General features: G+C 65.2%; 11 protein-coding genes and 1 pseudogene. 4 read left to right on the top strand and 8 right to left on the bottom strand.

The genetic code is table 11. The features are described from left to right. The 3 genes and pseudogenes from EN935_RS07625 to EN935_RS07615 form a co-directional block, all read right to left on the bottom strand. Positions 1-340, bottom strand: a pseudogene (locus EN935_RS07625) (C-terminal binding protein); the annotation flags it as partial. Between the two features lie 31 nt (positions 341-371). Next, on the bottom strand, positions 372-2771 hold the full coding sequence (locus tag EN935_RS07620) for a thiamine pyrophosphate-dependent enzyme (protein ID WP_127373248.1): 2400 nt from the start codon (positions 2769-2771) through the stop codon (positions 372-374). Between the two features lie 130 nt (positions 2772-2901). After that, complete coding sequence (locus EN935_RS07615; protein ID WP_127262356.1) at positions 2902-4122, bottom strand: mandelate racemase/muconate lactonizing enzyme family protein; 1221 nt, start codon at positions 4120-4122, stop codon at positions 2902-2904. Positions 4123-4241: 119 nt separating this feature from the next. On the opposite strand from EN935_RS07615, the gene EN935_RS07610 reads away from it, so the two are divergent. The 4 genes from EN935_RS07610 to EN935_RS07595 are packed head-to-tail and all read left to right on the top strand — an operon-like array spanning position 4242 to position 8056. Beyond that, positions 4242-5036 carry an SDR family oxidoreductase gene (locus EN935_RS07610; RefSeq protein ID WP_127262357.1) on the top strand — a complete coding sequence of 265 codons (795 nt, stop codon included), beginning with the start codon at positions 4242-4244 and terminating at the stop codon, positions 5034-5036. A 4-nt stretch (positions 5037-5040) separates the two neighbouring features. Further along, positions 5041-5889 carry a transketolase gene (locus tag EN935_RS07605; protein WP_127373247.1) on the top strand — a complete coding sequence of 283 codons (849 nt, stop codon included), beginning with the start codon at positions 5041-5043 and terminating at the stop codon, positions 5887-5889. Beyond that, positions 5886-6875 (top strand): transketolase C-terminal domain-containing protein, encoded by a 990-nt coding sequence (locus EN935_RS07600; RefSeq protein WP_127373246.1) that lies wholly within the window; start codon positions 5886-5888, stop codon positions 6873-6875. The genes EN935_RS07605 and EN935_RS07600 overlap by 4 nt, the downstream gene beginning before the upstream one ends. 8 nt (positions 6876-6883) lie before the next feature. Then, positions 6884-8056 (top strand): mandelate racemase/muconate lactonizing enzyme family protein, encoded by a 1173-nt coding sequence (locus EN935_RS07595; RefSeq protein ID WP_127262359.1) that lies wholly within the window; start codon positions 6884-6886, stop codon positions 8054-8056. Here EN935_RS07595 and EN935_RS07590 read toward each other — a convergent pair whose 3' ends face one another. From EN935_RS07590 to EN935_RS07570, 5 genes are all read right to left on the bottom strand, one after another. Next, entirely contained in the window at positions 8057-9088 is a 1032-nt protein-coding gene (locus tag EN935_RS07590) for a substrate-binding domain-containing protein (protein WP_245468611.1), read from the bottom strand. It abuts the gene before it with no gap. Between the two features lie 156 nt (positions 9089-9244). After that, positions 9245-9829 carry an SDR family oxidoreductase gene (locus tag EN935_RS07585; protein WP_127262361.1) on the bottom strand — a complete coding sequence of 195 codons (585 nt, stop codon included), beginning with the start codon at positions 9827-9829 and terminating at the stop codon, positions 9245-9247. 8 nt (positions 9830-9837) lie between these two features. Next, complete coding sequence (locus EN935_RS07580) at positions 9838-10617, bottom strand: SDR family NAD(P)-dependent oxidoreductase (protein WP_127262362.1); 780 nt, start codon at positions 10615-10617, stop codon at positions 9838-9840. An 84-nt stretch (positions 10618-10701) separates the two neighbouring features. Then, the gene (locus tag EN935_RS07575) at positions 10702-11697 is read right to left on the bottom strand and encodes an ABC transporter permease (RefSeq protein ID WP_109667096.1); all 996 of its coding nucleotides are present in this window, start codon (positions 11695-11697) and stop codon (positions 10702-10704) included. A gap of 60 nt (positions 11698-11757) precedes the next feature. Continuing rightward, on the bottom strand, positions 11758-12339 hold a 582-nt coding region (locus EN935_RS07570; protein WP_164771041.1), incomplete at its 5' end, for an ATP-binding cassette domain-containing protein.

The raw sequence follows: 12339 nt of genomic DNA, 5'->3' as shown, positions 1-12339 counted from the left end.
GCATCAGGCCGATGGCGTGGTCGGCGACTTCGGTCGTGCCATAGTCCGGCACGTTGCAGGCCGGAATCTTGCGCGCACCCCAGCCCGCCGTGTCGATGTTGTCGAAGCCGACGCCGGAACGCACCGCGATCCGTGCCTTGGGAAAGGCGGTCGGGGCGGCTGCGACATTGTGGGTGGGCGAATAGTTGATGACGGCATCGACCGTCTCGCAGACAGCCAGGTCGAGTACGGCTGCTTTGTCGTTGGTCGACCGGGCGAGGATGAGTTCGATGTCGGGATAGTGCTCGCGCTCGAGTTCGGCTTCGTCGGCGGCTTGCCAGTTGGCGCACAAGATCTTCATGCTTGCCCTTCGGAATGTTTGGGAGAGAGGACTATTTCTTGATACCGCCGATGCGGCCGCCCATCGGCACGACGGCGCCGACCGGCTGGTCGATCGCGGCAAGCGTGCCGCTGATCGGCGCCTCGATCTCGACCACGGCCTTGTCGGTTTCGATCTCGGCGATCAGTTCGCCCTCCTTGACCGCATCGCCGACCGCCTTCAGCCATTTGACGACGGTGCCCTCGCTGACGGTGAGGTCGCCGAACGGCATCGTTATCGGCTCGTCGTCGCTGGCGGCAGGTGCGGTCGTTGGCGCCGGCGTGGCGGGTTGCGGCTTGGCCGGGACAGGCGCGAGATTAGCCGGCACAGCACTTTTCAGGCCGACCGTGTACCAGTGATCCGGCACCGGCGGCTTGCCTGATATGACGTCGCGCACACCCTGGACGATGCGCGCCGTGTCGACCAGCATGGCGCGCTCCAGCACCGGCGCGAAGGGATGCGAGGTCGGCGCCGTGTGCAGTCTTCCGGGCGGAGCGTCGAGCTCGTCAAAGGCGAGTTCGTTGATCGCTTGCGCGATCTCGCCGCCAAGCCCGCACATCGCCCAGGCTTCATCGACGATGAGCAGGCGATGGGTTTTCCGCACACTGGCGACGATGGTGTCGATGTCGAGCGGCATGATGGTGCGCGGGTCGATCACCTCGGCCTCGATGCCCTCAATGGCCAGCGCCTGCGCCGCCTCCAGCGCGCGCTGCACCATCTGCCCGGCGGCGACGATGGTGATGTCGGTGCCGGCCCGGGCGATACGCGCGACGCCGAACGGCACATAATGTTCGCCGGTGGGCACCTCGCCCTTGGACGCGAACAGCGCCTTGGGTTCGAGCATGATAACCGGGTCACCGGCCTTGAGCGCCGTCTTCATCAGGCCCTTGGCGTCGGCCGGGGTCGAGGGCACGCAAACGATGAGGCCCGGCATGTGGGCGAAGACCGGGTGATAGATGCCGCTATGATGCGGGCCGGAACTGCGCAGCGCTCCGGCGCCGACCCGCACAACCATCGGCGCGCTCATCAGGCCGCTGGTCATGTAGCGCAGCTTCGCCGCCTGCAAAAAAATCTGCCCGGCGGTCTCGAAGGCGAAGTCGGCGAACATCAGGTCCGAGACGGTGCGGGCGCCGGTGGCCGAGGCGCCGACGGCGGCCGCGGTAAAGCCCTGTTCTGAGATCGGCGTGTCGACCATCCGCTCGGCGCCGAACTCCTGCCACAGGTTCTTTGTGTGGGCGAAGCTGCCGCCGCGTTCGCCGGTGCCTTCGCCGAAATAGAGGATCGCCGGATCGGCGCGCATCTCCTCGGCAATGCCGTCGCGCACGGCTTCGAGCCAGCCTTGCACGCGCGTCTCGCTGACGGCACGCCAAGCCAAGGCGGCGGGCGGGTTGATCGGATCGGCAAAGACATGCAGACGCACGGTCGCCGGATCGGGCTCGGGCGAGTTGCGGGCGAAGGCCAGCGCCTCCTCGACGACCTTCTCGATCCGGCTTTCGATGGCCGCCAGCGCTTCAGCATCGGCGACGCCATAATCCTCGACCAGCTTCTTGCGGAACATGTCGATCGGATCGCGCTTGATCCAGGAGTCGAGTTCTTCCTGCGTCCGGTAGGTGCCGATGACCGGATCACCCTCATGGTGGCCGACGGTGCGGTAGGTCTTGGCCTCGATCAGCGTCGGACCCTTGCCGGCACGGGCGCGCTCGGTGGCTTCCTTCATCGCCAGCCAGACGGCGAAGACGTCGTTGCCGTCGACCGCCACGCCAGGCATGCCGTAGGAGGCGGCCTTGGTGGCGATCTCGGGATTGAGCGTGACGGAGTTGAGCGGCGTCGCCGTGGCGTAGAGATTGTTCTCGCAGACGAAGACAGCGGGGGCCCGCTGCACAGCGGCGAAGTTGAGCGCTTCGTGGAAGCCGCCATGGTTGGCGGCGCCGTCGCCGAAGAAGGCGACGCCGATGTCGTCGCGTCCTTGCTGGCGCGCGCTCATGCCGATGCCGACGGCATGGCCGATGCCGGCAGCGACGATGCCGTTGGTGCCGAACAGGCCGACCGAGCGGTCATAGAGATGCATGGTGCCGCCGCGGCCGCCGCAGATGCCGTCGGTCTTGCCGAACAGTTCGGCCATCACCCGTCCCGGATTGGCGCCCTTGGCCAGCGCGTGACCGTGGCCACGATGGGTCGAGGTGACCCAGTCGGTCGGGCGCAGATGCGCGCAGACGCCAACGCCGGTCGCCTCCTCACCGATATAGAGATGCAGGAAGCCGGGCGTCTCACCCTTGCGGCAGGCGATCTGGGCAATGCTTTCGAAGCGGCGCAACAGCACCATGCGTTCGAACAAATCGAGCAGGACCTTCCGGTCGGGGAGGTTTGGCGCACCCCTGGAATCCTCGCGTGCGCGCGCCGCAGAAATTGCCACCAAAGCCTCCCTGAACCCGTCTGCGCCGGTCGGCTCAGCGCCGGCGGCGAGCTTGTGGATCGCCCGCTTCGGTTCATCATAGATTATAATAGCATAATGTCTACTGGCTCAGAAAAGAGCCTGATGACGGCTAGATTTTGGTGATGCGCACCGTCGCGTCAGGCCGCTGGAACAACTCCGGCCGCAGGCTGAGACCAAGCCCCGGCCCTTCGAGCGGCGCGACATGGCCGTCCTTGACCGGCGGAATGTCGGCGACAATCTCGGTGTACCAGCCGGTGAAATAGGCGCGCACCGCTTCCTGGTAGTTGACGTTCGGCAAGGTGGCCGAGAGTGCGCAGCTGGCGGCATAGACGATCGGCCCGGTGCAGTCATGCAGGGTCACCGGCAGTTCGCTGGCCTCGGCCATGTTGGCGATCTTGCGCGCTTCCGAGAGCCCGCCGCACCAGGCAAGATCGATCATGATCACGCTAGCCGCGCGCTTGTCGATCAACTGCTTGAACATCTGCCGCGAGGCAAGCCGCTCGCTGGCGGCGACGGGTATCGAGGTGTGGCGGGCGAGCTCGGCCATGGCGTCGAGCTCGTTGTAGCGGATCGGCTCCTCCAGCCAGGCGACATCGTAGGGCTTCAGCGCCTCGGCGATGCGCAGCGCTGGCGGCAACGTCCACAGCCCGTGCAGCTCGACCATGATCTCCATGTCGCGGCCAACGGCGTCGCGGATCTTCTGGAAAGGCTCCAGCGCCTTGTCGAGGTCGGCAAGCGAGATGCGGGTGCCATTCGAGGCCTCGGCGGCGATGTCGAATGGCCATATCTTCATCGCGCCGATGCCTTCCGACTTCAGGCTCCTGGCGAGGTCGCCGGCATTGTAGCGCCAGGCAAGCAGATCCTCATACGGACTTTCGTTCGAATCGCCCGCCTTGAGCGACCAGTCCTCGCCACGCTCGAACAGCGCGTTCTTCTTCGTGGCGCGGACATGTTTGTAGCCGGCGCAAGTGTTGTAGATCGGCACGGTTCTGTGCGTGCGCCCACCAAGCAACCGCCAGACCGGCTCGCGGAGCGCTTGGCCGTAGATGTCCCACAGCGCGATGTTGACGGCGGAGTTGCCACGCACCTCGGCCCCGGAATCGCGCGCGCCGACATAGACGCTGCCCAGCGTTCGGTCGTGCAGCTCTATGTCGCGCGGATCCTTGCCCAGGAGATAGGCGGCGACATTGTCGTGGATGTAGGAAGCGACCGGCCCCGGCGCCCAGAAGGTCTCGCCGGTGCCGATAAGGCCGGCATCGGTGTGGACGCGCAGCCAGAATAGGAACGGGAACTCCGCCAGCTGCAGCGTTTCGAGCGCGACGACTTTCATCTTTTTTCTCTCCATTCCAACCGACCGCACGGTCGATGGGACAATAGCACATCCCCGTTGACAGCCATTTATGGTACCGGTATCAATCCCGTCAAGATGGCCACCAGGAGGGTGTTCGCTTGCCTACCGAAAATCAAAATACGACGCCAAGGAGAGCGCTGGTCACCGGCGCCGCCGGCGGCCTCGGCCGTGAGGTGGCGATCCAGTTGGCCCGGCGCGGCTCTGTCGTCGCGGTCACCGACATCAATGGAGAAGGACTGGCCGAGACCGTCAGGCAGATCGGCGAAACCGGTATGGAAAGCGAAAGCATCATCAGCGATTTCACGCTGGAGGGCGCGCCGGAAGCGGCGGTGAGAAAAGTGGTCGCGCGCTGGGGTGGCATCGACATCCTGGTCAACAATGCCGGCTATGGCGTGATCGAGCCGTTCCTCGACGCCACCTACAAATCCTGGACCCGCACGCTGGCGCTCAATGTCACCGCCCTTGCCATGGCCTGCAAGGCGGCGGGCCGGGTGATGCGCGAGCAGCGCTCCGGGCGCATCGTCAACATCACCTCGCCGGGCTCGCGCATGGCACTGCCTGACTACACCGCCTACACCGCCAGCAAGGCCGGCGTCGATTCCATCACCCGTGCCGCCGCGGTGGCGCTGGCCCCCTATGGCGTGCTGGTCAACAGCCTGGCGCCCGGCATGATGGACACCGAGATGCAGCGTTCGACGGAGGCCGATCTGGCCCGCGCCAACGGCCGCAACGATCTGCAGACCTTTCTCGACGAGCGCACCCGCCGCATTCCGCTCGGCCGCCGCGCCGAGATTTCCGAGGTGGCCGAAGCGGTGGTGTGGCTCTGCCTCGATTCGCCCGCTTACATGACCGCCGAGCGGCTCAACATGTCGGGTGGGCTCGACAAGGACTGATCCGATGCAGCGAAACTCCCCTCCCGGCAGCGCCGATATCGGCGCGCTCGAACGCAAGGCAAGGCGGCTGCGTCGCCACATGCTGACCATGGCGCGCGGCCAGGGCCAGGGTTATATCGGCCAGGGTCTGGGTATCGCCGATGCGCTGGCGGCGCTGTATTTCCACGAACTGCGCTACGACCCGCACAATCCAGCCTGGCCCGATCGCGACCGCTTCCTGCTGTCGACCGGGCACTATTCCATCGCGCTGTGGGCGGCACTTGCCGAGGCCGGCATCATTCCGGTCGAGGAGCTTGTCACCTACGGCGCCGACAACAGCCGGCTGGAGATGTCGACGCTCGACACCACGCCCGGCGTCGAAATGATCGGTGGCTCGCTCGGCCACGGTCTGGGGCAAGGCGTCGGCCAGGCGCTGGGCTTGCGCGTCGACCGTTCCGACGCGCGCGTCTTCGTCGAGCTTTCCGATGGCGAGATGCAGGAGGGCTCGACCTGGGAAGCGGCGATGTCGGCCAGCCATTTCAGGCTCGACGGGCTGGTAGCGCTGATCGACTGCAACGGCATCCAGGCCGACGGACCTGTCGTGCTCGACATGGAACCTGTAGCCGACAAATGGCGCGCCTTCGGCTGGGAAACATTCGAGATCGACGGCAACGACATGACGGCGGTGGTCGGCGCGCTGGCTGGCGCACGTGAGCGCAACGGCAAGCCGAAGGCGATCGTGCTGCGCACGCTGCCGGGCAAGGGCGTGCCACGCATCGAGAGCAGCGAGAAATCGCATTTCTTCCGCATCGACGTCGCGCAATGGGACGGCATCATCGCCGAGTTCGAGAAGAGCGCGGGAGCGGCCCAATGAGCGGCGCGGCAGTGGAGGCCGGCCGCACGCTGGCCATGGGCCAGGACGAAGCGGTCGGCGGCGGCCGGCACAGCGTGGAGGCACCGTTCGGCCGGGCGCTCGCAAAACTTGGCCAGAGTCAGCCCGATATTGTCGGGCTGACCGCTGATCTCGGCAAATATACCGACATCCTGCCGTTCCGCGACGCCTTCCCGGACCGCTTCTTCAATGTCGGCATGGCCGAGCAGAATCTCGTGGCCGTCGCCGCCGGGCTGGCGCGCACCGGCAAGGTGCCGTTCGCCACCACCTATGGCGTGTTCGCGACGCGGCGTGCCTATGATTTCGTCGCCATCGCGCTTGCCCACTCCAACCTCAACGTCAAGATCGTCGCCGGCCTGCCCGGCCTGACGACCGGCTATGGCGGCACCCATCAGGCGATCGAGGATCTGGCGCTGATGCGCATGATCCCCGGTCTCACCATCATCGATCCCTGCGACGCGACCGAGATCGAGGCCGCAACCAAGGCGATCGCCGAGCATCAGGGACCGGTCTATATGCGGCTGCTGCGCGGCAGCGTGCCTATCGTGTTCGAACCCGGCTACATCTTTGATATCGGCAAGGCACGTCACCTTCGCCACGGTTCGGATATCGGTATCATCTCTACCGGCTTCATGACCGAGCGGGCGCTGGACGCGGCGGACGCCTTGCGCAAACAGGGGACCTCCGTCGGCGTGTTGCATGTTCCGACCATAAAGCCGTTCGATGCCGAAGCGGTGGCCGAGTTTGCCGACTCAGTTGGCCGTATTGTCACGGCAGAAAACCATGTCGTGGTCGGTGGATTGGCGAGCCTTGTCGTCGAGACCTTGTTCGATGCCGGTATTGCGAAGAAGGTAACGCGCATCGGCCTGCCCGACCGCTACATCGAATGCGGCGCGGTGCCGACCTTGCAAGCGAAATATGGCCTGACGACCGAGGCCGTCATCGCGACGATCGCTGCGCTGAGTTAGGGTTCCGCATGAAGATCACCGAGATCGAGACCTTTGCCGTCGGCGCCGGCTGGAAGAACTGGCTATTCGTCAAAGTGCATACCGACAAGGGCATTCACGGTGTCGGCGAAGGCACGCTGAACGGCTTCATCAAGACCACCGAAGCCGGCGTGCATGAACTCAAGCATCTCGCCATCGGCCAGGACCCGCGTCGCATCAATGCGCTAGCCAAACGCATGCTGGACAGTGTTTCGCTCGACGGCGGCCATATCCACCGCACGGTGATCGCGGCGATCGAGGTCGCCTGCTGGGACATACTGGGCAAGAGCCTCGGCGTGCCTATCCACCAGCTACTCGGCGGCCAGGTGCGCGACAGCGTGCTCGGCTACGCCAATGGCTGGTACCGTACCGAGCGCACGCCGGAGGCTTTTCTCGAGGCCGCCAAGGCAGTGCTGGCCAAGGGCTTCAAGGCGTTCAAGCTCGATCCGTTCGGCACCGCGCAAGGTTTTATCGCGCGCGAGGAGCTGGAGCTGTCCTACGCCATCTGCCGGGCCTTGCGCGATGAACTGCCGAAGGACACGCTGATCCTGATCGACGTGCATGCGCGCTTCACCGAGATCGCCGCCCTGCAGGCGGCGCAAAAATTCGCCGATCTCGACATCTACTGGTGGGAGGAGCCGACCTCGCGCGACCGCCAGGAAACCGTGCACGAAGTGGCGCATCGATCGCCGATTCCGGTGGCGACCGGCGAGATGTACGACACGGTCGGCCAATTCTACACGCTGGCGGCAGGCGGTGGCGTCAACATCTTCCAGCCCGAGCCGATGTCGCTCGGCGGCATCACGCCGTCGATGCAGGTGGCCAATCTGGCGCTCGCCCATGGCAGCCATATCGCGCCACATCAGAGCGGCGGGCCGGTGGCAACGGCTGTGTGCCTGCAGCTGGCCGCGGCCGTGCCGAACTTCCTCATCCAGGAGCATTTCGACGCCTTCAACGACCCGTGGACGCGCGACCTCGTCACCTGGCATCCGACCGTCAGTCCGGACAATGGCCATCTGTCGCTGCCGCACGCGCCGGGGCTCGGCATCGATCTCAACATCGAAGCGATAAAGGAGCACCCCTACGATCCCCACGCCTATCTCAACGTCCATGCCGAAGGCTGGGAAAAGCGCCTCGGGCGACGGGAAGAGCGGAAGAACTGATCAGGCGCTGTCGCGGTCGACGATCTCGAAGCCGAGGCTGGTGATGGTCGGCACCTTGGTGTTGCCGCCGAGCCGTGCCAGCAATTGCCGCACGGCGCGCCGGCCCATCTCGTAGCGATTGACCTTGACCGTGGTCAGCGGCGGATAAAGCTGGGCTGCCAGATCCATGTCGCCATAGCCGGCGATCGCGATCCTGCCCGGCACCGCCCAGCGGCGGCGGTGGCATTCCTGTACGGCGCCGACGGCGAGTGTGTCGCTGGAAAAGAAGATGGCATCGATATCCCTGTGGCGGGAGGTCAACGTCACCAGCGCATCGGCACCGCCTTGGGCGGTGATCGGCACCTCGACCTCCATGTCGTCATGATTCTTGATACCGAGTTCGGTGAGTGCGGCGTGATAGCCGGTGCGGCGCTGCTGCAGGCGGTCATTGCCGTGGATGGGCGTCGAGACGAAGCCGATGCGCTTGTAGCCCTTGGCCGCCAGATGCATGGTCATGGCATAGGCGGTCTCGAAATTGGAGACGCCGACCACCATGTCGATCGGCTTGCGGCCCTTGATCTCGGATATCTCTACCACCGGTGCGCCGCTGCTCTTGAGAAGCGCGCGGGCGACCTCGCTTTGTACGAAGCTCTGCAGGATCATGCCGACCGGGCGCCAGCCGAGCAGATTGCGGATCGATTTCTCCTCGGCTTCCTGCGTGAACTCGCCCTGCACCAGGAGCATCGAATAGCCGCTCTCATGGCACTCGTCGGACATGCCTTGCACCTGCTCGGCGATGCCCGAATTGATCAACGGCGGCACCACGGTGCCGATCATGCGGCCATTGCCGCGCATGCTCGACGCCAGCCGGTTGGGCACGAAGCCGGCCTGCTCGATGGCTTCGAGCACCTTGGCGCGCGTCTCCGGCGACACCATGTCCGGATTGGAGAGCGCGCGCGACACCGTCATCGGCGCGACGCCGACGCGCTTGGCGATCTCGCGGACGCCAAGGCGCTGCGGCTTCTTCTCGCCCGCCGGCGGTCTATCGGTCATCACCATGCTCCAAGAGGGCGCGATCCAGCACTTCCTGCGGATCACGCGACATCAGCCATTCATAGCGGTTGCGAGGGGCGCTTTCCAGCGACGCGCCAAGCTGTCCCCGAGGCCCGATAATTCGCGAGGGGCTCGCCGGCGTCGAGCACCAACAATTTAGAAATTGCGCCCATAGCCTGCCATCCATCCACCGTCGACCCCCAGCATCTGGCCCGTCGTATAGGTGTTCAGGGGATCGCAGAAGAACAGCACGGCTGCAACGGCTTCCTCGATGCTGCCGGCGCGGCCGACAGGGGTGTGGCTGAGCATCGCCTTGTCGCCGGAAACCATGGTTTCATCCTCAACCGCGCCGACGCCGACGGCATTGACCAGCACCTTCGGGCCGAACTCCATGGCCAGCGTGCGCATGCCGGCGAGGATCGAGGCGTTGTCCATGGAAAAGCGCGGGTGGCGGCGCATCGGCATGCCGGCGGTGGCCGACACCAGGAAGACGATGCGGCCGCTGCCACGCTCGGTCATGGTCACGGCAGCCTTGCGCGCATCGGCGTAAAGCGATCGCGGATCTCCCGCCACCGTTCCCGGCCGCAGCGGACAGGACATCAGCAGGATATCGGCGTCGCGCGCATGTGAGCCCTCGACCAGCAGGCCGCCATTGGCCAGCAGCGCGGCAAGCGCTGCCTCGGCGATCAGGTTACTGTCGCCATCAAGGGCAATCGCTGCGCCATCAAGGTCGATTTCCATGGCTTTACTCACATCATGTATCCTGCCGTCCAGCCGCCATCGACGGCCAGCACCTGGCCGTTGATGTAGCTGGCGGCCGGCGAGGCCAGGAACAGCACGGTTTCCGCGATCTCCTCCGGCTGGGCCGGGCGGGCGAGCGGGACATGGGCAAGGAATTCCTGCGTGCGGCCGGCGAACTTGCCGTCGTCGCCATAGAACAGTTTTGCCGTCAGCGCCGTCATCACCGAGCCCGGCGCGATCGCGTTGGTCAGGATGCCCTTGGCTCCGAGTTCGATGGCCATCGATCGCGTCAGATGGATGATGCCGGCCTTGGCGGCGACGAAGGGGCTTTGCAGCCGCATGGCGGCAAGCCCGACGACCGAGGCGATGTTGACGATGCGCCCGCCCCTGCCGGCGGCGAGCATGGGCGCCAATGCCGCGCGGCTCATGATGTAGAGACCGTCGAGATCGATGCCGGTGATGCGATCCCATTCCTCGGGGGGAAATTCGTCAATGGTGACGCGATGCGCCAGCGTGTTGACGCCGGCATTGTTGATGAGGATGTCGAGCCGGCCGTGGCGCTCCATGATGGCGGCGATCGCACTGTCTACCGATGCGGCATCGCGGATGTCGACTGGGCAGGCGATCGCATCGCTCAAACCGGCCGCGATCTGGCTCGCACCATCGCTGTTGATGTCGGCGACGACGACCGCGGCGCCATTGTCGGACAGGCGTTTGGCGATGGAACTGCCGATCGCGCCCGCGGCTCCGGTGACCAGCGCTACCTTGCCTCGCAAATCGCAGCGCATGTCTCGTCCGCCCCCGACCAAGTTCGGGTTATGCTATTATAATAATCTCAAAGCGCGGACAAGCTGTCGTGTCGCGGCCGGCGGTTATTCCGCGGCCGCGCCGGCGGCGCTTTTGCGGGTGGCATCGACCATCAGCCGCCGTTCCCGGAACACCCCCCATTGCTGGTCGACCAGCACGCCGATGAGGATGACGCCGCCCATCACCGCGAAGTTGAGCGAAGACGGAATGCCGAGCAGGTTGACGAGGTTCTGCAGCTCCTGCAGCAGCACCGTGCCGAGGATGACGCCGATCAGCGAGCCCTCGCCGCCGCGCAGCGAGAAGCCGCCGAGCACGGCGGCTGCGATGGCGTAGAGTTCGTAGAACTGGCCGTGGCTGGCCGGCGAGATCGAGCGCGTGTACATGGCGAAATAGATCGCCGACAGCGCCGTCAGCACGCCGCAGATGACGTAAGCCGCCATGACGACGCGGCCGGTGCGGATGCCGGAGTATTTCGCCGCCTCCTCGTTCTTGCCGATGGCGTAGAGATAGCGGCCGAACACCGAGCGGTGCAGCACCACCCACATGACGATGGAAATGACGATCAGCGCGATGAAGCTGTTCGGCACGCCGTAGGAGCGCCCGGCGGTGAGGAATTCGAGGTCGGGAAAGTTCTGGCCGAAGGCGAAGCCTGCGGTGCCGTCAGCGGTGTAGAAGCGGGCGACGCCGCGATAGATCAAGAGGCCGCACAAAGTGACGACAAAGGGCTGCAGCTTGAGCCTTGTGATCAGCCAGCCATGCACCAGGCCGATGATGGCGCCGAGCACGAGGATCAGCACGAAGGCCAGCGGCCACGCCACCTCGCGCACGGCGATGAAGTCGATGAACAGCGTTCCCAGCAGCGCGACCACCGAGCCGACCGACAGTTCGATGCCGCCGGTGATGATGACGAAGGCCTGGCCGATCGACAGGATGCCGAACAAGCCGATCAGGTTCGAGGTGTTGGCGAGGTTGATCGGCAACAGGAAGCGCGGATTGATGATCGCCACGATGGCGCCGACCACCAGGATCAGGATCAGCAGGCCGAGATCTTTCTTGCTCATCGTCTTCTCCCCAATGCCTGCCCGGGCAGGTTCCGCGAGACCTGCGGCAAAAACAAAAAACTATTTCGGCTGCTTGCCCACCGCCAGCAGCAGCACGTTTTCCTGGCTGAACCCGTCCTTGTCGAGAATGCCCGAAATCTGGCCCTCATGCATGACGGCGATGCGGTCGGACACGCCGATCACCTCTTCCATGTCCGAGGAGATCATCAGCACGGCGACGCCGGCATCGGCCAATGCGCGCATCAGGCCATAGATTTCCGCCTTGGCGCCGATGTCGATGCCGCGCGTCGGCTCGTCGAGGATCATCACTTTCGGATTCATGGCCAGCCACTTGCCGAGCACGACCTTCTGCTGGTTGCCGCCCGACAGCGTGCCGGTGCGCGTCTGCACCGACGGCGCCTTGATGCCGAGATTGCTCTTCTGCTTCTCGGCGGTGGCGGTCTCGGCGCTTGCCGAAACCAGGGAGCGGCGCGCATGCGCCGGCAGATTGGGCAGCGAAATGTTCTGGGCGATCGATAGGTCGAGCAGGATGCCGGTCAGCTTGCGGTCTTCCGGCACCAGGAAGATGCCATGCGCGACGGCATCGGCCGCGGAAGCCAGCGCAAGCGGCTTGCCGTCGAGCTCGAGCGCGCCGCCAAGCTT

The sequence above is a fragment of the Mesorhizobium sp. M7D.F.Ca.US.004.03.1.1 genome (assembly GCF_003998635.1).
GTDB classification, from domain to species: domain Bacteria; phylum Pseudomonadota; class Alphaproteobacteria; order Rhizobiales; family Rhizobiaceae; genus Mesorhizobium; species Mesorhizobium loti.
This window is presented reverse-complemented; position numbering and strand designations above follow the sequence as displayed.

Coding starts and splice junctions, on each gene's coding strand:
- EN935_RS07615 (WP_127262356.1), bottom strand. CDS start 4,122: ATGAAAGTCGTCGCGCTCGAAACGCTGCAGCTGGCGGAGTTCCCGTTC.
- EN935_RS07605 (WP_127373247.1), top strand. CDS start 5,041: ATGCAGCGAAACTCCCCTCCCGGCAGCGCCGATATCGGCGCGCTCGAA.
- EN935_RS07600 (WP_127373246.1), top strand. CDS start 5,886: ATGAGCGGCGCGGCAGTGGAGGCCGGCCGCACGCTGGCCATGGGCCAG.
- EN935_RS07595 (WP_127262359.1), top strand. CDS start 6,884: ATGAAGATCACCGAGATCGAGACCTTTGCCGTCGGCGCCGGCTGGAAG.
- EN935_RS07590 (WP_245468611.1), bottom strand. CDS start 9,088: ATGACCGATAGACCGCCGGCGGGCGAGAAGAAGCCGCAGCGCCTTGGC.
- EN935_RS07585 (WP_127262361.1), bottom strand. CDS start 9,829: ATGGAAATCGACCTTGATGGCGCAGCGATTGCCCTTGATGGCGACAGT.
- EN935_RS07580 (WP_127262362.1), bottom strand. CDS start 10,617: ATGCGCTGCGATTTGCGAGGCAAGGTAGCGCTGGTCACCGGAGCCGCG.
- EN935_RS07575 (WP_109667096.1), bottom strand. CDS start 11,697: ATGAGCAAGAAAGATCTCGGCCTGCTGATCCTGATCCTGGTGGTCGGC.